General features: G+C 62.7%; 13 protein-coding genes and 4 tRNA genes. 3 read left to right on the forward strand and 14 right to left on the reverse strand.

The window, feature by feature from the left end:
• Window positions 1-87 precede the first annotated feature (87 nt).
• Entirely contained in the window at window positions 88-1,176 is a 1,089-nt protein-coding gene (gene alr / locus JKV55_RS04780; protein ID WP_202082708.1) for an alanine racemase, read from the reverse strand.
• Between the two features lie 9 nt (window positions 1,177-1,185).
• Window positions 1,186-2,580 carry a replicative DNA helicase gene (gene dnaB, locus JKV55_RS04785; RefSeq protein WP_202082710.1) on the reverse strand — a complete coding sequence of 465 codons (1,395 nt, stop codon included), beginning with the start codon at window positions 2,578-2,580 and terminating at the stop codon, window positions 1,186-1,188.
• 287 nt (window positions 2,581-2,867) lie between these two features.
• On the opposite strand from dnaB, the gene JKV55_RS04790 reads away from it, so the two are divergent.
• Window positions 2,868-3,722: a Tim44 domain-containing protein gene (locus JKV55_RS04790; RefSeq protein ID WP_202082712.1), complete on the forward strand. Its 855-nt coding sequence runs from the start codon at window positions 2,868-2,870 to the stop codon at window positions 3,720-3,722.
• A gap of 143 nt (window positions 3,723-3,865) precedes the next feature.
• A complete protein-coding gene (locus tag JKV55_RS04795) occupies window positions 3,866-6,823 on the forward strand; it encodes a bifunctional diguanylate cyclase/phosphodiesterase (protein WP_202082714.1) in 2,958 nt (985 codons plus the stop codon).
• Window positions 6,824-6,872: 49 nt separating this feature from the next.
• Here the strand turns inward: JKV55_RS04795 and JKV55_RS04800 are convergent, their stop codons facing one another.
• From JKV55_RS04800 to JKV55_RS04855, 12 genes are all read right to left on the reverse strand, one after another.
• Window positions 6,873-8,003: a sodium ion-translocating decarboxylase subunit beta gene (locus JKV55_RS04800; protein ID WP_202082716.1), complete on the reverse strand. Its 1,131-nt coding sequence runs from the start codon at window positions 8,001-8,003 to the stop codon at window positions 6,873-6,875.
• Window positions 8,004-8,012: 9 nt separating this feature from the next.
• On the reverse strand, window positions 8,013-9,803 hold the full coding sequence (gene oadA, locus JKV55_RS04805) for a sodium-extruding oxaloacetate decarboxylase subunit alpha (RefSeq protein ID WP_202082718.1): 1,791 nt from the start codon (window positions 9,801-9,803) through the stop codon (window positions 8,013-8,015).
• Between the two features lie 53 nt (window positions 9,804-9,856).
• Entirely contained in the window at window positions 9,857-10,105 is a 249-nt protein-coding gene (locus JKV55_RS04810; protein WP_202082720.1) for an OadG family protein, read from the reverse strand.
• A gap of 274 nt (window positions 10,106-10,379) precedes the next feature.
• Window positions 10,380-10,456: transfer RNA gene (locus JKV55_RS04815), tRNA-Arg, on the reverse strand.
• A gap of 24 nt (window positions 10,457-10,480) precedes the next feature.
• A tRNA-Arg gene (locus JKV55_RS04820) sits at window positions 10,481-10,557 on the reverse strand.
• A 29-nt stretch (window positions 10,558-10,586) separates the two neighbouring features.
• Window positions 10,587-10,663: transfer RNA gene (locus JKV55_RS04825), tRNA-Arg, on the reverse strand.
• A 5-nt stretch (window positions 10,664-10,668) separates the two neighbouring features.
• A tRNA-Ser gene (locus tag JKV55_RS04830) sits at window positions 10,669-10,761 on the reverse strand.
• 134 nt (window positions 10,762-10,895) lie between these two features.
• The gene (csrA, locus tag JKV55_RS04835; RefSeq protein WP_094040499.1) at window positions 10,896-11,087 is read right to left on the reverse strand and encodes a carbon storage regulator CsrA; all 192 of its coding nucleotides are present in this window, start codon (window positions 11,085-11,087) and stop codon (window positions 10,896-10,898) included.
• A gap of 181 nt (window positions 11,088-11,268) precedes the next feature.
• The gene (gene alaS, locus JKV55_RS04840) at window positions 11,269-13,893 is read right to left on the reverse strand and encodes an alanine--tRNA ligase (protein WP_202082722.1); all 2,625 of its coding nucleotides are present in this window, start codon (window positions 13,891-13,893) and stop codon (window positions 11,269-11,271) included.
• A 105-nt stretch (window positions 13,894-13,998) separates the two neighbouring features.
• On the reverse strand, window positions 13,999-14,457 hold the full coding sequence (locus tag JKV55_RS04845) for a regulatory protein RecX (protein WP_202082724.1): 459 nt from the start codon (window positions 14,455-14,457) through the stop codon (window positions 13,999-14,001).
• 44 nt (window positions 14,458-14,501) lie between these two features.
• The gene (recA, locus tag JKV55_RS04850) at window positions 14,502-15,572 is read right to left on the reverse strand and encodes a recombinase RecA (protein WP_202082726.1); all 1,071 of its coding nucleotides are present in this window, start codon (window positions 15,570-15,572) and stop codon (window positions 14,502-14,504) included.
• A gap of 72 nt (window positions 15,573-15,644) precedes the next feature.
• Window positions 15,645-16,139, reverse strand: coding sequence for a CinA family protein (locus tag JKV55_RS04855; protein ID WP_439654896.1), 495 nt, complete (start codon window positions 16,137-16,139; stop codon window positions 15,645-15,647).
• Window positions 16,140-16,272: 133 nt separating this feature from the next.
• On the opposite strand from JKV55_RS04855, the gene mutS reads away from it, so the two are divergent.
• On the forward strand, window positions 16,273-18,858 hold the full coding sequence (gene mutS, locus JKV55_RS04860; protein WP_237332665.1) for a DNA mismatch repair protein MutS: 2,586 nt from the start codon (window positions 16,273-16,275) through the stop codon (window positions 18,856-18,858).
• Window positions 18,859-18,913: the final 55 nt, after the last annotated feature.

Genomic DNA, 18,913 nt, shown 5'->3' on the forward strand with positions numbered 1-18,913 from the left:
GACAAGGCCGGTCCCTTGCGGGACCGGCCTTGTCTCAGCTTGATGACAACGTCGTCTGTGCCACAGGCATGGGCTGGCCGTCCATTATCAACCGATATATTCCAGCCTGGGCCGGGCGGTCATGCGGGTGACCAGCTCGTAGGCGATGGTGCCCACATGGCGGGCCACCTCTTCCGCCGCCAGGCCCTCGCCCCACAGCAGTACCTCGTCGCCCACCTTGTCGGTGGCGTCCGGCCCCAGATCGATGGTGGCCATGTCCATGGACACCCGGCCCGCCAGGGGCACCCGCCGGCCGTTCACCAGCACCGGGGTGCCGGGAGGCGCCATGCGCGGGTAGCCGTCGCCGTAGCCCACCGCGATGACCCCGATGCGGGTATCCCTGGGGCTGACCCAGGAGCCGGCATAGCCCACCGGCTCGCCGGCCTTGTGCTCGCGCACCGCGATCAGGCTGGTGGTGAAGTCCATCGCCGGACGCAGGCCGACGTCGCTGCCCTGCCGGTCGCCGAAGGGGGTAATGCCGTACAGCATGATGCCCGGGCGGATATAGTCGGCATGGGCCTCGGGAAAGGCGATGACGCCGGCGGAGTTGCACAGGGCGGTGGCCTTCACCCGGCCCTTGGTCACCTGCCGGAAGCAGGCGATCTGGGCCAGGGTCACGGCGCGCTGCTCCGGCTCGTCGGCCCGGGCGAAGTGGGTCATGGCATTGACCGGCTGCACCACGGCGGCCACCTGCGCCAGGCGGGCAAACACCTCGTCGGCCTGCTCGGGGGCGAAGCCCACCCGGTGCATGCCCGAGTCTATCTTCACCCAGACGGTGACCGGCGAGGCCAGGGGGGTGCGCTCCAGCGCCTCGAGCTGGGCGAACTGGTGAATGCAGATGTGAAAGTCGTGCCGGGCCGCGTATGCCAGCTGGGCAACGTTGAAAAAGCCCTCCAGCAGCAGTATCGGCTGGCGGATACCGCCGGCCCGCAGCTTTTGCGCTTCCTCGAAGCGGGCCACCGCGAACAGCTCGGCCTCGTCCTTGAGGGCGGCGGCCACCGTCAGGTCGCCATGGCCGTAGGCATTGGCCTTGACCACGGCGATGGCCCTGGCACCCGGGGCCAGCTGTTTGGCTACCCGCAGATTGTGCCTGACCGCCTCCAGATTGATGCGGGCCACGGCCCCTCTTGCATCCATCTTTGCTCCTTAATAATCATCATCGAAATCCGGTCCGGCGTAGTTGTCGAAGCGGGAAAACTGCCCCTGGAACGTCAGCCGCACCTTGCCTATGGGTCCGTTACGCTGCTTGCCGATGATGATTTCCGCGATGCCCTTGTCCGGGCTGTCGTCGTGGTAGACCTCGTCCCGGTAGATAAACATGATAAGGTCGGCGTCCTGCTCGATGGAGCCCGACTCCCGCAGATCCGAGTTCACCGGCCGCTTGTCGGCGCGCTGCTCCAGGCTGCGGTTGAGCTGGGACAGGGCCACCACCGGCACCTGCAGCTCCTTGGCCAGGGCCTTGAGCGAGCGGGAAATCTCGGCGATTTCGAGGGTCCGGTTGTCGGACAGGCTGGGCACCGTCATCAGTTGCAGGTAATCCACCATGATCATGCTGATGCCGCCGTGTTCGCGCGCCACCCGGCGGGCGCGGGAGCGAACTTCGGTCGGCGTCAGGCCGGAGGAGTCGTCGATATAGAGCTGCCCTTTTTCCAGCAGCATGCCCATGGTCGAGGACAATCTGGCCCAGTCTTCATCATCCAGCTGCCCGGTGCGTATGCGGGTCTGATCGATACGCCCCAGGGAGGCAAGCATCCGCATAATAATCTGCTCTGAAGGCATCTCCAAGGAGAAAATGAGCACTGGTTTATCATTTGTTAGTGCAGCGTGCTCGCAAAGATTCATTGCAAAAGTCGTTTTGCCCATGGAAGGTCGGGCCGCCACTATAATCAGGTCCGAAGACTGCAGTCCGGCAGTTTTTTTATCCAGATCCGTGTATCCGCTGGACACCCCGGTGATGCCCTGATGAGGATTTTTATAGAGATCTTCGATGCGATCTATGGTCTTCTCGAGCAGCACCCGCAGCGGCTGGGGGCCGTCGTTGGCATTAGTGCGGCTCTCGGCAATCTTGAATACCTTGGTTTCTGCCAGGTCCAGCAGATCGGCGGAGCTGCGCCCCTGGGGATCGAAGCCGGCCTCGGCAATCTCGTTGGCCACGGCGATCATTTCCCGCACCACGGCCCGCTCGCGCACTATATCCGCATAGGCGCCGATATTGGCGGCGCTGGGGGTGTTCTTGGCGATCTCCACCAGGTAGGAGAAGCCGCCCACCGTCTCCAGCGCTTCGTGCCGCTCCAGCTCTTCCTGTACCGTAATGAGATCGATGGGCTGGCCGACCCGGCTCAGCCGCTGCATGGCCTGGAAGATCAACCGGTGCGGCCGGCTGTAGAAGTCCGGCTCCGACACCTTTTCCGCCACCCGATCCCAGGCGTTGTTGTCCAGCAGCAGGCCGCCCAGCACGGATTGCTCCGCTTCAAAGGAATGGGGCGGCATCTTGAGCTGGGCCACGGCCTTGTCGGTCTTGGCGACGGTCTTTTCGGTCATCGGTATTCTCTCGGTTTGCCAAAAGGCCATTATCGGGATTTTCGGTGGGCTCCGAAAGCCCCTTGACGCCGAGCCGCGGCCGCCCCGCCGAAGCCGGTCCCGAGCGAAACCGGAATCGGGCAGGACAGGGAGCGGCGGCAAGCGTCCGGAGGCCGGAGCGCCCCCCGTGCCGCAAGGGATATCACGGCGTGCCGCCCTGCAAAGCCGAGCTGCTGCCATAATCACCAGTTGACATAACATGTCCCTGCTTTAGGATGTGGCTTGTCTGTAACCCAAGGAAACCCTGTATGCGTAAACTTCTGACCCTGTTTACCCTGATCTTCGCGGTCGGCCTCACCGCCACCGCCTTCGACGCCGAAGCCCGCAAGCTCGGCGGCGGTAGCCGCTCGGCCGGTAAATCGTTCCAAACCGCCCCCAGCCAGCCGGCCCAGCAAAACGTCAACCGCAACGCCACCAACCAGAGCCAGCAGCAACAGCCCAAGAAATCCGGCCTGATGGGCGGTCTGCTCGGCGGCCTGCTGGCCGGCGGCCTGTTCGCCTGGCTGCTGGGTTCCGGTGCCTTCGAAGGCTTCCAGTTCATGGATTTCCTGCTGATCGCGGGCCTGGCCTTCGCCGCCATCATGATTTTCCGCATGCTGCGCCAGAGCAAGGCACCGGCGCCCCGCCCGGCCTACAACGGCCCGCAACAGTTTGAAGCACCGCAACCGGCACCTGTGGCCAGTGCCGGCTCCGCTTCCGGCTTTGCCGCCAGCGAGGTGCCCTTCAACCTGCCCCCGGGCTTCGAGATGCAGGCTTTCCTGCAGGGTGCCCGCGAGCACTACCGCACCCTGCAACAGGCCTGGAACCAGAACGATCTGGATAAAATCCGCGAATATGTCTCCCCCGAGCTGTTCGCCGAACTGAGCCAGGAGCGCGCCAGGCTGAACGGCGATCAGTACACCGAAGTGATGTTTGTCGATGCCGAGCTGGTACGGGCGGATCACAGCGCCGGCCTGGCCCAGGTCAGTATCAAGTTCAGCGGCCGCTACCGGGACAGCCAGGAAGGCGTGGAACAGGATATCCGCGAAATCTGGCACCTGGAGCGCGACCTTACCCAGGCCAACGCCCCCTGGCTGGTGGTCGGTCTGGAAGACCAGGACTGAGTGACCAGATAACACCCCCGAAGGGCCGCCAAAAGCGGCCCTTTTCGATCCATGTTGTCGGCGTCGAATAAATCGCCATTTATCTTTATGTGAAAATAAATTACTGTGTAGCCAGACTGTAAACATCATGTTGTGGCTATTCCGTGTCTGCATCCTGCTCTTCGCTCACCACCGGCCAGGCGGCCGTTCAGAACCTGCTGCTGGCCGGCGGCTATGCCGGCCTCGGCTTCCTCTGCCTCAGCCACCCCTTTGCCGGCACCCACATCAGCCTGATCTGGGCGCCGGCGGGGCTGGCCTTCGCCGCGCTGTTGCACTGGGGGCCACGGCTGTGCCCCGGGCTCTGGCTGGGCGCCTTCGCCGTCAACTTCCTGGCCGATCTGTCCGCCCCCATGGCCGTTGGCATCGCCTGCGGCAACACCTTCTTCCCCTGGCTGGGGAGCCGGCTGCTGCACCGCTGCGGGATGCACTGCCGCCTGGACCGGCGCCAGGATCTGCTGGCCTTCCTGGCGATCGCCGTGGTGGCGACCAGCTCGCTGACCGCCCTGAACGGGGCCGGCCATCTCTGGCTGGCCGGCAAGCTCCCCGCCGAGCGCTGGCTCAATGGCTGGCTGTACTGGTGGCTGGGCGATGCCATCGGCACCCTGATCGTCGCCGTGCCCCTGCTCACCTTCTCCTGGCGCCGCGACCTGCCGGCCCTGAAAGGCTGGCGCCTGCTGGAAACCGGCGTCCTGCTGTCCCTGCTGCTGGCCCTGGCCTTCCTGCTGTTCTTTTCCGAGCGCCGGATAGCCCTGCCCCTGACCGCCTCCCCCCTGCTGTTCCTCCCTTTCCTGCTGCTCAGCTGGATCGCCATTCGCGCTGGCCTGGGCCCCGCCTCCCTGGCGGCCCTCCTGGTCTCGGTCATCGCCGCCATCGGCACCCTGGATGGCCTGGGTGGCTTCAGCCTGGGCAGCCCCCACCAGAACCTGCTGATGCTGTGGAGCTACATGGCAACCCTGTCGGTGATCACCATGGTGATCACCGTGCTGCTCAACGAGCTGACCACCAGCCGACAGCACCTGGAGCTGGCGGTCAGCGGCGCCGATCAGGGTACCTGGGAGTGGGATCTGCTGCAGGATCGCCTGCAGCTGCGCCTGCCCTGGCAGGAACGGCGCCGGATCCTCAGCCTGGGCCAGTTGTACCAGCTGGTCCATCCGGATGACCGGCGCCGGCTGACGAGCGCCCTGGAGCAGCACCTGGACGCCGGCCAGCCCACCTTCTACTGCGAGTTCCGCCTGCGCCGTCCGCTCCGGCAATGGCGCTGGATCATGGCCAAGGGCAGCCTGTTCAACCGGGACAACCGGCAGCGGCCGACCCGCATGGCCGGCATGCTGGCCGACATCACCCCCCGCAAGCAGGACGAAGAACGCCTGCGGCTCTCTGCCAGCGTCTTCGCCCATGCCCGGGAGGCCATCATGATCACCGATGCCGATTTCCGCATCCTGGACACCAACGACGCTTTCACCCACCTGACCGGCTATCCCAGGCAGGAAGTGCTGGGCCGCCACCCCGACAGCCTGCAACCGGCGGCGGAGAGTCTTTATACGGCTCTCTGGCCGCAGCTGAAGAGGAACGGCTACTGGCGAGGAGAAATCGACAACAGGCGCAGGGACGGCAGTCGCTATACCGAGCAGGTCACCGTCTCCGTCGTGCTGTCGGCCGCCGGTACCGCCAGCCATTATGTCGCCATCTCTTCCGACGTGACCCAGTTGCGAGAGCAGCAGCAGGCCCTGGAGCACCTGGCCCACTACGACAGCCTGACCGGCCTGCCCAATCGCACCCGGTTGCGCCTGCTCATGGACCAGGCCATGGCCGACGTGCACCGGCGCCATCGATGGCTGGCCATCTGTTACCTGGATCTGGACGGCTTCAAACCGATCAACGACAGGTTCGGCCATGCCGCCGGCGATCGCCTGCTGGTAATGGTGGCCGAACGGCTCAGGCAGCAGTTGTCCGGCCGGGACAGCCTGGCACGGCTCGGCGGCGACGAATTCATCCTGCTGCTCGAGCTGGACGAGTGCCGGGGCTGGCAGCCAGCCATCGAACGGGTGCTGCAACTGCTCTGCGACCCCTTCCCGCTGGCGGAGCAGCGGGCCCAGCTGTCCGCCAGCATCGGCGTCGTGCTGTATCCGGAAGACGGCGAAGATGCCGACGGCCTGATCCGCCAGGCCGATCAGGCCATGTACCGGGCCAAGCAGGCCGGCCGCAACCGCTACTGTCGCTTCGACGGCGAACTCGAGCGCCAGGACCGGCTGCGCCGGCAGCGGCAGCAAGAGGTGGCGCAATCCCTGGCCGAAGGCCGCTTCCTGCTGCACTACCAGCCCAAAATCGAGCTGCACAGCGGCCATGTGATCGGGGCCGAAGCCTTGCTGCGCTGGCAGCAGCCGGACGGCCGGCTGCTTACCCCGCCGCAATTCCTGCCCCAGATTGAGAATACCCCGCTCGACATCCGGCTGGGCAACTGGGTACTGGCGGAAGCCGTCGGCCAGCTCCGCCGCTGGCAACGGCAGGGCACCGACTTCCGCCTCAGCGTCAATATCTCCCCCTGCCAGTTGCAGGATCCCGATTTCGTGCCTTACCTGGAGCGGCTGCTGGAGGGCGACAGCGGAACGGTGGCGGCCCGGCTGGAGCTGGAAATTCTCGAAACCGCGGCGATCAGCAACCTGGAGCAGATCACCGCCATCATCCACCGCTGCCATCGGCTGGGGCTGCGCATCGCCCTGGACGACTTCGGTACCGGCTATTCCTCCCTCACCTACCTGAAGCAGTTGCCGGCCGATGTGCTGAAGATAGACAAGAGCTTCGTCATCGACATGCTGGACAACCCCGAGGACAGGGCCATAGTGCAGGCCATCATCGGCCTGGCGCGGGCCTTCGAACGCGAGGTGGTGGCGGAAGGCGTGGAGTCGGTGGCGCACGGCGACATGCTGCTCGCCCTGGGCTGCGCCCGGGGCCAGGGCTTCGGCATCGCCCGTCCCATGGCCGCCGGGGCGTTCGAGCACTGGCTGCAACAATACCGCCCCCGGCCCTACCGCCGGCAGCCGGCCCCGTCGCCAGGCCCATAATGCAAAAGGCGCCCGCAGGCGCCTTGTCTATTCAGGATAAGCGTTCGACTCAGCCAACCAGGGCCAGCAGCACACCGGCGGCCACCGCCGAGCCGATAACCCCGGCCACGTTGGGGCCCATGGCATGCATCAGCAGGAAGTTCTGGTTGTTGGCCTCCAGACCCACCTTGTTGACCACCCGGGCCGCCATCGGCACCGCCGACACCCCGGCCGCCCCGATCAGGGGGTTGACCTTGCCGCCGGTCAGCTTGCACATCAGCTTGGCCATCAGCACGCCACCGGCGGTGCCGATGGCGAAGGCCACGGCCCCCAGGCCGAGTATGCCCAGGGTATCCAGGGTCAGGAACTGCTCCGCCGACAGCTTGGAGCCCACCGCCAACCCCAGGAAGATGGTGACGATGTTGATAAGCTCGTTCTGGGCGGTCTTGGACAACCGGTCCACCACCCCGGACTCCTTCATCAGGTTGCCCAGGCAGAACATACCGATCAGCGGCGCCGCCGACGGCAGGAACAGTATGGTCAGGGCCAGCACCATCAGCGGAAACAAGACCTTCTCCCGTTTGCTCACGTGGCGCAGCTGCTCCATCTTGATCGCACGCTCGGCCTTGGTGGTCAGCAGCTTCATGATCGGCGGCTGTATGATGGGTACCAGCGCCATATAGGAATAAGCCGCCACGGCGATGGCACCGAGCAGATCCGGGGCCAGCTTGGAGGCCAGGAAGATGGCGGTGGGCCCATCAGCCCCCCCGATGATGGCGATGGCCGAGGCATCCGCCAGGGTGAAATTGAACCCGGGCAGGAAGTTCAGGGCAATGGCACCGAACAGGGTGGCGAAGATACCGAACTGGGCCGCCGCCCCCAGCAACAGGGTCTTGGGGTTGGCGATCAATGCACCGAAGTCGGTCATGGCGCCCACGCCCATGAAGATCAGCAGAGGGAAGATGCCGCTGCCGATACCCACCTCGTACACGTAGTACAGCAGGCCCCCCGGCTCGGCCATGCCCGCGTTGGGGATGTTGGCCAGCACGCCGCCGAAGCCGATGGGCAGCAACAGCAGGGGCTCGAAGCCCCTGGCGATGGCGAGATACACCAGGCCCAGACAGACCGTTATCATCACCAGCTGTTTCCAGTGGAAATTGGCCAGGCCGGTTTCCTGCCACAGGGTTAGTAAAGACTCCATCACCGCTCCTTAGGCCAGGCTGACCAGGGGGTCGCCCACGGATACCGCGTCCCCTTCCTTGACCAGCACATCCACGATCTGGCCGGCCCGGGCGGCACGCACCTCGGTTTCCATCTTCATGGCTTCCATGATCATCAGCAGTTCGCCTTCGGCCACCTGGGCACCCTTCTTGGCCACCACCTTGAAGATGTTGCCGGCCAGGGGGGCGGGCACCGGCTCGCCACTACCCGCCGCCGCTGCGGGGGCCGCTGCCGCAACGGGCGCCGCAGCACCGTTTGCACGCACGGCGCTGATGCTGCCTGCCGGGCCCACTTCCACCTCGAATACCTGGCCGTCCACCTTGACCGCGTAGACTTCGGGCGCGCCAGTGGCGGCCTTGGCGGCTGCAGGGGCAGCGATCGGCTCCGGCTCGGTGCCGGGGGCCGGCTCGAAAGCGGCGGGGTTGTCGCGGTTACGGATGAATTTGAGACCGATCTGCGGGAACAGGGCGTAGGTGAGCACGTCGTCCACCACCTCGGTGGCGACCCGCAGTTGCTCGGTCTTGACCAGTTCGGTGAACTCGCCGGTCAGCTTGTCCAGCTCGTCGCTCAGCAGATCCGCGGGGCGGCAGGTAATGGGCTCGGCGCCATCCAGCACCCGTTTCTGCAGCTCGGCATTGACCGGCGCCGGGGCCGCACCGTACTCGCCCTTGAGCACACCGGCGGTTTCCTTGGTGATGCTCTTGTAGCGCTCGCCGGTGAGCACGTTGATCACCGCCTGGGTGCCCACGATCTGGGAGGTAGGGGTCACCAGGGGGATGAAGCCCAGGTCTTCCCGCACCCGCGGGATCTCTTTCAGCACTTCGTCCATCTTGTCGGCCGCGCCCTGCTCTTTCAGCTGGCTCTCCATGTTGGTGAGCATGCCGCCGGGTACCTGGGCCAGCAGGATGCGGGAATCCACCCCCTTGAGGCTGCCTTCGAACTGGGCGTATTTCTTGCGTACATCGCGGAAATAGGCGGCAATCTCTTCCAGCTTGGTCAGATCCAGGCCGGTATCCCGTTCGGTGCCTTCCACCATGGCCACCAGGGTCTCGGTGGGGGAATGGCCGTAGGTCATGCTCATGGAGGAGATAGCCGTATCCAGCATATCGATGCCGGCATCGATGGCCTTCATGTGGGTCGGCAGACTCAGGCCGGTGGTGGCATGGCAGTGCAGTGCCAACGGCAGTTTGACCGCGGCCTTGATGCTCTTGATCAGTTTCTCGGCTTCATAAGGCTTGAGCAGGCCGGACATGTCCTTGATACAGATGGAGTGACAGCCCATGTCTTCCAGCTTCTTCGCCATATCGACCCACATCTCCAGGGTATGTACCGGCGAGGTGGTGTAGGAGATGGTGCCCTGGGCATGGCCTTCTACCGCCACGGTCGCCTTGATGGCGGTTTCCAGGTTGCGCACGTCGTTCATGGCATCGAAGATACGGAACACGTCCATACCGTTGCTACGCGCCCGCTCGACGAACTTGTACACCAGATCGTCGGCATAGTGGCGGTAGCCCAGCAGGTTCTGGCCGCGCAGCAGCATTTGCTGCCTGGTTTTCGGCATGGCCTTTTTCAGGGCACGCAGGCGTTCCCAGGGATCCTCACCCAGGTAACGGATACAGGCATCAAAAGTGGCGCCGCCCCAGGTCTCCAGGGACCAGTAGCCGATGTCGTCCAGCTTTTCGGCGATGGGCAGCATGTCTTCCAGGCGCAACCGGGTGGCCAGGATGGATTGGTGGGCATCACGCAGTACCACATCGGTGATGGCAAGTGGTTTAGTCATATGACGAAGCTCCGTTAAGTTCCGTTTCGAGTTAGTCCATCTCTGAGCCAGGCTCAGCCTTTCTTATTGTTTTTGTATTGGGTAATGGCGGCGCTGATCGCTGCCATTTTCTGCGGGCTCAGGCCCGGGGCCGTCGGTGTGGCCGTGACACCGGCCGGCGAGGGTGCCGGCTCGGCGGCCACCAGCGACAATACCTTGATGGCCAAAATGGTAAGCGAGAGGAAGGCGAACACAAACGCCATCCCCAGGCCCATCAGGCTGGCGGCATCAAGCAGTTGAGAAGAGACGTGTTCCATCAGCATACTCCTTGCTGTCTACTATCCGGCCAAGAGCATACCCAGCTTGAGGATGCCTTGGCAATGTTACATTTTAAAAAATGTTGTAAATATTACAAAAAAAATACGAGTCAAGTCGCAACTTACACATTTAAAGCCAAAAAATAAGAATAAATATTCATAATTTTCGGTAAAAAGGTGATTTGTATACAGAAAAGCAACGAGATATCAACAATGCAGGTACAAGAAGGGATAAATGTTCGGACACAAAAAAACCGGCACTGGGCCGGTTCTTCGATAGTGGCGCATCCGGGAGGATTCGAACCTCCGACCGCTCGGTTCGTAGCCGAGTACTCTATCCAGCTGAGCTACGGATGCAATTTTTAAAACCTGGTATTTAGATGGCGCATCCGGGAGGATTCGAACCTCCGACCGCTCGGTTCGTAGCCGAGTACTCTATCCAGCTGAGCTACGGATGCTTATCTAAAAACTGACTGACTTGCTAATATGGCGCATCCGGGAGGATTCGAACCTCCGACCGCTCGGTTCGTAGCCGAGTACTCTATCCAGCTGAGCTACGGATGCGTAAATGGCGGTGAAGGAGGGATTCGAACCCTCGATGCGGGTATAAGCCGCATACTCCCTTAGCAGGGGAGCGCCTTCAGCCTCTCGGCCACCTCACCGTGTTTGCGGGGCGTATATTAACGCCGGGCCAAAATAAGTCAAACACTTTTTCCAACCCAGTTTTTTGTTCGAACATTCTTTAAACACAATGAGTTAAAAGAAGGCAATGCGAACAAAAAACGCCCCAAATCGATTAGTACTGGCTGTCCTGACCGGTCCCTTTCTCGGCCTGTATACGCATGTAAATCTCTTCGCGGTGTACAGAGACTTCTTTCGGCGCATTAACGCCGATACGCACCTGATTGCCTTTTACACCCAGCACGGTCACGGTGACTTCATCACCAATCATCAGGGTTTCCCCTACTCTACGAGTCAAAATCAGCATCTGCCAGCTCCTGTCTATTCTGTGTAATAGTTAAAAATGTTATTTATTATCCGATAAAGGTGCTAAAAAACCTAGCCTTTCCCCTCCTTACAGATGGGGTAGCTTTATCCCTAAATCAAGAGGCCTGTCATCGACAGGCCTCTTTAAGTTTCAACAGCGCTATCTCATTGCTGCCTAAAAATTATAGCCGCTCTGTCAACCAGGGCGTGACCGAAGCCAGGGCCGCCGGCAGCTGTGCCGGCTCGGTACCACCGGCCTGGGCCATGTCCGGCCGGCCACCGCCCTTGCCGCCCACCTGCTGGGCCACCAGGTTGACCAGCTCGCCGGCCTTGACCCTGTCGGTCAGATCCTTGGTGACCCCGGCAATCAGGCTGACTTTGCCGTCGGCCACGGTGGCCAGCACCACCACGCCGGACTGCAGCTTGACCTTGAGGTCGTCCAGGGAGCCGCGCAGGGACTTGGCATCGATCCCCTCAAGGTTGGCCACCAGCACCTTGGTGCCGTTTACCTCGATGACCTGCTCCAGCAGGGAAGCCCCCGCATGGGCAGTCAGCTTGGCTTTGAGCTGTTCTATTTCCTTCTCGAGCTGGCGGCTGCGATCCAGCATCTGCCGAACCTTCGCCGACACCGAGAACAGATCACCCTTGACCAGGCTGGCGGCTTGAGCAATTTCATGATCCAGCTGGTGCAGATAGGCCAGGGCCGCATCACCGGTGACCGCCTCGATGCGACGAATACCGGCGGCGATGCCGCTTTCCGACAGGATCTTGAACAGGCCGATGTCGCCGGTGCGCCGCACATGGGTACCGCCACACAGCTCGGTGGACACCTCCCCCATGGTCACCACCCGCACCTCGTCATCGTATTTCTCGCCGAACAGGGCCATGGCGCCCGCGCCCTTGGCCGCGTCCAGATCCATCAGCTCGGTAGACACCGCATGGTTGGCCCGGATCTCCTTGTTGACCATGTCCTCGACCTCCCGGATCTCCTGGGGCGTCATCGCTTCCAGGTGGGAGAAATCGAAGCGCAGCCGGTCCGGCCCCACCAGGGAGCCTTTCTGGATGACGTGCTCGCCCAGCAGCTTGCGCAGGCAGGCATGCATCAGGTGGGTGACCGAGTGGTTCAGGGCGGTGGCCTGGCGACGATAGCTGTCGACGGCGGCGGTGACTTCTTCATCCACTTCCAGGGTGCCCAGTTCCAGGTAGCCCAGGTGCAGTATGCCGTTACCGGCTTTCTGGGTGTCCTTGACCACGAACAGGCCGTCGTCCATCTTGATCACGCCACTGTCCCCCACCTGGCCGCCGGACTCGGCGTAGAAGGGGGTCTTGTCCAGCACCACGGCGGCTTCCTCGCCGGCGATCAGGGCCGGCACCGGTTCGCCGTCCTTGAACAGGGCTGTCACCCGGGCCGGTTCGGCCAGGTGCTGGTAACCGGTGAAGTCGGTCTGGCCGTCCACCCTGATCACCCTGGAATAGTCCACCCCGAAGTTGGAGGCTTCCTTGGCCCGTTCCCGTTGCTGCTGCATCAGGGTCTCGAAACCGGCTTCATCGATACTAAGGTCGCGATCCCGCAGCACGTCGGCGGTCAGATCCGCCGGGAAACCGTAGGTGTCGTACAGCTTGAACACCACCTCACCGGGCAACACCTTGCCATCGCCCAGCTCGGCAATGGCGTCTTCCAGCAGCTGCAGACCCCGATCCAGGGTGCGGGCGAACTGGGCCTCTTCCAGTCGCAGCACCTTTTCGATAATGGCGCGCTGGCTGTTGAGTTCGGGGTAGGCGTCGGACATCTGCTCGCACAGGGCCCCGACCAGGGTGTAGAAGAAGGCCTGCTCGGCGCCCAGCTTACGGCCATGGCGCACGGCACGGCGGATGATACGGCGCAGCACATAGCCCCGCCCTTCGTTGGACGGCATGACGCCGTCGGCGATCAGGAAGGAGCAGGAACGGATATGGTCGGCGATCACCCGCAGGGACTTGTTGTCGAGATCCTCGGTGCCCACCGCCTTGGCGGCCGCCCTGATCAGCGCCTGGAACAGGTCGATCTCGTAGTTGGAATGCACGCCCTGCAAGATGGTGGCGATACGCTCCAGGCCCATGCCGGTATCCACCGACGGTTTGGGCAAGGGTTCCATGGTGCCGTCCGCATGCCGGTTGAACTGCATGAACACCAGGTTCCAGATCTCGATATAACGATCGCCGTCTTCTTCCGGGCTGCCGGGAGGGCCGCCCCAGATCTCGGGGCCGTGATCATAGAAAATCTCGGTGCAGGGACCGCAGGGGCCGGTATCGCCCATGGTCCAGAAGTTATCGGACGCGTACTGGGCTCCCTTGTTGTCACCGATGCGAACGATGCGTTCGACGGGCACGCCCATGTCCTTGGACCAGATATCGAACGCCTCGTCGTCGGTGGCGTAGACGGTCACCCACAGCTTGTCCGTCGGCAGCTTGACCACTGTGGTCAGGAACTCCCAGGCAAAACGAATGGCGTCCTGCTTGAAATAGTCACCAAAACTGAAGTTGCCCAGCATTTCGAAGAAGGTATGGTGACGCGCGGTATAACCCACATTTTCCAGGTCGTTGTGCTTGCCGCCGGCTCGCACGCAACGCTGGGAGCTGACCGCCCTGTTGTAAGCCCGTTGTTCGAGCCCCAGGAACAGGTCTTTGAACTGGTTCATACCGGCATTGGTGAACAGCAGGGTGGGATCGTTGTGGGGCACCAACGAGCTGGACGCCACCACCTGGTGGCCCTGCTGGCGGAAATACTCGAGAAACGCGGTGCGTAACTCCGATGTGGTCATCTGCATGGAAAATCCTGTTCTATTGCTGGGGTTCATAGGCGTTAACCCGGATAATTTAAAAGGTATCCGGGCCAATGTAAAACGCGCCTTGTCACCGAGGGGAAGAAACTGCTACTCCGGATCGGCCTCCAGGGCATGACGGATATGCTCGGGAGCAAAACCCCGCCCCTGCAGGTAACGTATACGCCGGGCTCTTTCCTTGATGTCCAGCCGCCTGCTGGGGGTAAACCTGGCCCGGTAGCAGCACTCTGCCAGTGCAAACCAGTCGGGCGCTTCCGCCGCCAGCGCCTGCTCTATATCGGCTTGGGCGATACCCTTGCGCTGCAGCTCAGCACGAATTCGCATGGGTCCATGCTTTTTAAGGATATGCTGGCGCACCTGCACGGTAGCAAAGCGGCCATCCGCCAGCCAGTGTTGCTGTTCCAGGCGATCCAGCGCCTGTTCGATCAGCCCGGCCTCAAACTGGCGCTGCCGCAGCTTTTGCGCCAGCTCCCGTCGACTGTGCTCCCGGCGGGACAACAGTCGCAGGGCACAGTCCCATAGCTGTTGCGGGGTAAGGTTGGATTCCATGGTACTCTGCTAAAACAAAGGCCGGGAATATCCCGGCCTGTCGGTTAAAACTCGTCGCTGCTGCCGTCCGGGCCGTCCAGCTCGGCGACGGTTTCATAATCCTTGTCGCCCTTGTCTTCCTTGGCGGCCGGAGTCAAAAGCAACTGACGGAGTTGCTGTTCGATTTCGCCGGAGATCGACTTGTTCTCCAGCAGGAATTTGATGGAATTCGCCTTGCCCTGGCCTATCTTGTCGCCCTTGTAGCTGTACCAGGCACCGGATTTTTCAATCAGCTTGTGCTTGACACCCAACTCGATCAGCTCCCCTTCCTTGGAAATGCCGGCTCCGTACATAATCTGGAACTCGGCCTGCTTGAAGGGAGGCGCCACCTTGTTCTTCACCACCTTGACCCGGGTTTCGTTGCCGACCACCTCGTCACCTTCCTTGATCGCGCCGATGCGACGGATATCGAGGCGCACCGAGGCATAGAACTTGAGCGCGTTGCCCCCGGTGGTGGTTTCCGGGCTGCCGAACATGACGCCGATTTTCATCCGGATCTGGTTGATGAAGATACACAGGCAGTTGGCACTCTTGATATTGCCGGTCAACTTGCGCAAGGCCTGGGACATCAACCTGGCCTGCAGGCCGACGTGGGAGTCGCCCATTTCGCCTTCGATTTCGGCGCGGGGAGTCAGGGCCGCCACCGAGTCGACGATGATGACATCAACGGCACCGGAGCGGACCAGCATGTCGCAGATCTCCAGCGCCTGCTCACCGGTATCCGGCTGGGATACCAGCAGATCGTCGACGTTCACCCCCAGCTTGCCGGCATAAACCGGATCCAGCGCGTGCTCGGCGTCCACGAAGGCACAGACCTTGCCCTGGCGCTGGGCCTCGGCGATCACCTGCAGGGTGAGGGTGGTCTTACCGGAGGACTCGGGACCATAGATCTCGACGATACGGCCGGTGGGCAGGCCGCCGATGCCGAGGGCGATGTCCAGCGACAGGGAGCCGGTGGAAATGGCTTCGACATTCAAAGCCTTGTTGTCGCCCAACCGCATGATGGAACCTTTGCCAAACTGCTTTTCAATCTGGCCCAGGGCGGCGGCCAAGGCTTTTTCTTTGTTCTGATCCATGTGGTGCTCCGCTGAAGTAAGCTAACTGCGTCTTGAGATATAGGGTTGAGTATACTGGTTATTCGTACAGTATCAAGTCCGGGTTGCCGCCAACAGCGCCAGGCAATCCGCCAAAGCGGCGGCGACGGTCTGCTGCCGTACGGCGATGCGATCACCCTCGAGCTGCAGCCGGCGACAGCTCAGGCGGTCGGCAGGCGCCAGATAACAAGCCAGCCAGACGGTGCCCACCGGCTTTTCCGGGGTGCCGCCATCCGGACCGGCCACACCGCTGACCGCGACCCCGAGCGCGACCCCGGCGGCGGCGCAGGCGCCTTTGGCCATGGCTTCCACCACGGCCTCGCTGACGGCGCCATGCTGCGCGATCAGTGCCGGATCCACGCCCAGCATTTCGCTCTTGGCCGCATTGGAGTAAGTGACGAAACCCCGGTCGAACCAGGCCGAACTGCCGGCCACATCGGTAATGGCATAGGCGATGCCACCACCGGTACAGGACTCGGCCGTCGTCATCATCAGTCCCCGACTCAACAGGGTTTCACCCAATTGTTGGGCCAGTATTCCGCTCCGCAAAGCCGCCTCCCCGGTCATGTGCTTCGGCCAATATGCTGTTATTATGCCGACCCGGGCCGGCAGCGCCAATGCCCATCGCCCGACCAGGGCACCAAAAAACGTCTCATAAAAATATAAGGTATTGATTTAGCTTATGAATCAAGACAAGACCCCACACACCCCCATGATGCAGCAATATCTCGCCCTCAAGGCCCAGCATCCGGACATACTGCTGTTCTACCGCATGGGGGATTTTTATGAGCTGTTTTATGACGATGCCAAGAAAGCCTCCCGGCTGCTGGACATCTCCCTGACCAAACGCGGCCAGTCGGCCGGCACCCCCATTCCCATGGCGGGCGTGCCCTACCACGCAGCGGAGAACTATCTGGCCCGGCTGGTGCAAATGGGCGAATCGGTGGCCATCTGTGAACAAATCGGGGATCCGGCCACCAGCAAGGGGCCGGTGGAACGGCAGGTGGTACGCATCGTCACCCCCGGGACCCTGTCCGACGAGGCCCTGCTGAACGAACGCCAGGACAACTGCGTGGCGGCGGTATATCACGACGGCCAGCAATTCGGTTTCGGTATCGTCGACGTCAGTACCGGCCGCTTCGTGATCAACCAGTTCAAGGAAGAAGAGGCGCTGGTGGCCGAACTGCAGCGCACCCAGCCCGCCGAGCTGCTTTATCCGGAAGGTTTCGGCTGGTTTCATCTTATCGAACAGCGCAAGGGGCTAAGGCGCCGGCCGGAATGGGAGTTCGACCTGGGCACCGCCCGCCACCTGCTGTGCCAGCAGTTCGGCACCCGGGATCTGATCGGCTTCGGGGTGGAACAGTCCGCCACCGCGCTCTGTGCCGCCGGCTGCCTGCTGCAGTACGTGAAAGATACCCAGCGCACCGCCCTGCCCCATATCAACGGCATCCGCCTCGAGCGCAGTCAGGACATGGTGATCATGGACGCCGCCACCCGCCGCAACCTGGAGCTGACCCTGAACCTGTCGGGCTCGGTGGAAAATACCCTGGCGGAAGTGCTGGACAATACCGCGACGCCCATGGGCAGCCGCCTGCTGAAACGCTGGATCCACCAGCCCAGCCGCCATATCAGCGAACTGCACCAACGCCAGGACCTCATCGCCATCCTGATGGCGCAGGGGCGCCATGAAATGCTGCGCCCGCCGCTGCGACAGGTGGGCGATCTGGAGCGAGTGCTGGCTCGCCTGGCCCTGCGTTCGGCTCGCCCCCGGGACCTGAGCCGGCTGCGTGCCGCCCTGCAGGCCTTGCCCGACATCCAGGCGGTGCTGAGCGAGGTCTCTCCCTCCTGCCTGGATCCCCTGGCCGAACACATAGGTCAATTTCCGGAACTGGCCGAACTGCTGGAGCAGGCCGTGGTCGACAACCCGCCGGTGGTGATCCGCGACGGCGGTGTGATCCGCGACGGTTTCAGCCCCGAGCTGGACGAACTGCGGGAGCTGGCCGCCGGCGCCCACCGCTACCTGGAAGAGCTGGAAGCCCGGGAAAAGGCCGCCACCGGCATCCATACCCTCAAGGTGGCCTACAACAGGGTGCACGGTTTCTATATCGAAGTCAGCCGCGCCAGCGCCCACCTGGTGCCGGTGTACTATGTGCGCCGGCAGACCCTGAAGAACAATGAACGCTACATCATCCCCGAACTCAAGGAGTACGAGGACAAGGTGCTCAATGCCCAGAGCAAGGGGCTGGCACTGGAAAAGAAACTCTATGAAGCCCTGCTCGACCGGCTGCTGGAGCAGTTGGGGCCGCTGCAACAGAGCGCATCGGCGTTGGCCCGGGCCGATGTATTCGCCAACCTGGCCGAACGGGCCGACAGCCTGAATTACTGCCGCCCCACCCTGACCGATGACGAGATCATCGACATAGAGGAAGGACGCCATCCGGTGGTGGAACAGGTGATGAACGAGCCCTTTATCGCCAACCCGCTCAGCCTCTCGGAACACCGCAAGATGCTGGTGATAACAGGCCCTAACATGGGCGGAAAATCCACCTATATGCGGCAAACGGCACTGATCGTGCTGATGGCCTGCATGGGCTCCTTCGTGCCGGCACAACGGGCCCGCATCGGGCGGGTGGACCGCATCTTCACCCGCATCGGCGCCTCCGACGACCTGGCTTCGGGGCGTTCCACCTTTATGGTGGAGATGACCGAGACGGCCAATATCCTCAACAATGCCAGCCGCCACAGCCTGGTACTGATGGACGAGATCGGCCGCGGCACCAGCACCTATGACGGCCTGGCCCTGGCCTGGGCCTGCGCCGACGCGCTGGCCAACCGGCTGCATGCCTATACCCTGTTCGCCACCCATTACTTCGAACTGACCGAGCTGGCCGGACTCTGGCCCGGTGTCGCCAATGTGCATCTGGATGCGGTGGAGCACCAGGACAGCATCGCCTTTATGCATGCGGTACAGGAAGGCGCCGCCAGCCGCTCCTACGGCCTGCAGGTGGCCGCCCTGGCCGGGGTGCCCAAGCCGGTGCTGGTGCTGGCCAAGCAGAAGCTGGCCGAGCTGGAGCAAAGCCATCAATCACCGGCAGGCAAGGCCGAGCCTTCCGGACAAGCCCAGCCCTCTCTGCCCCTGTTCGATGCCGAGCCGGATCCGGCCCTGACACTGCTCGACGAATTGCAGCCGGACGAGCTGAGCCCGCGCCAGGCCCTGGAGCGGCTATACCAGCTGAAGCAGGCGCGGCGCAAGGCGTCAAACGCATAAAGAAACAGCGGCAGAAACAAGGTTTCTGCCGCCGTTTCTTTGAGGTGATGCCTTG

Origin of the sequence: Zobellella iuensis, from assembly GCF_016746085.1 — a bacterium.
Taxonomy (GTDB): domain Bacteria; phylum Pseudomonadota; class Gammaproteobacteria; order Enterobacterales; family Aeromonadaceae; genus Oceanimonas; species Oceanimonas iuensis.

Excerpts from the sequence above, each read along its gene's own strand:
- alr (WP_202082708.1), bottom strand. The coding sequence starts at position 1,176 with ATGGATGCAAGAGGGGCCGTGGCCCGCATCAATCTGGAGGCGGTCAGG.
- dnaB (WP_202082710.1), bottom strand. The coding sequence starts at position 2,580 with ATGACCGAAAAGACCGTCGCCAAGACCGACAAGGCCGTGGCCCAGCTC.
- JKV55_RS04790 (WP_202082712.1), top strand. The coding sequence starts at position 2,868 with ATGCGTAAACTTCTGACCCTGTTTACCCTGATCTTCGCGGTCGGCCTC.
- JKV55_RS04800 (WP_202082716.1), bottom strand. The coding sequence starts at position 8,003 with ATGGAGTCTTTACTAACCCTGTGGCAGGAAACCGGCCTGGCCAATTTC.
- oadA (WP_202082718.1), bottom strand. The coding sequence starts at position 9,803 with ATGACTAAACCACTTGCCATCACCGATGTGGTACTGCGTGATGCCCAC.
- JKV55_RS04810 (WP_202082720.1), bottom strand. The coding sequence starts at position 10,105 with ATGCTGATGGAACACGTCTCTTCTCAACTGCTTGATGCCGCCAGCCTG.
- csrA (WP_094040499.1), bottom strand. The coding sequence starts at position 11,087 with ATGCTGATTTTGACTCGTAGAGTAGGGGAAACCCTGATGATTGGTGAT.
- alaS (WP_202082722.1), bottom strand. The coding sequence starts at position 13,893 with ATGCAGATGACCACATCGGAGTTACGCACCGCGTTTCTCGAGTATTTC.
- JKV55_RS04845 (WP_202082724.1), bottom strand. The coding sequence starts at position 14,457 with ATGGAATCCAACCTTACCCCGCAACAGCTATGGGACTGTGCCCTGCGA.
- recA (WP_202082726.1), bottom strand. The coding sequence starts at position 15,572 with ATGGATCAGAACAAAGAAAAAGCCTTGGCCGCCGCCCTGGGCCAGATT.
- mutS (WP_237332665.1), top strand. The coding sequence starts at position 16,273 with ATGAATCAAGACAAGACCCCACACACCCCCATGATGCAGCAATATCTC.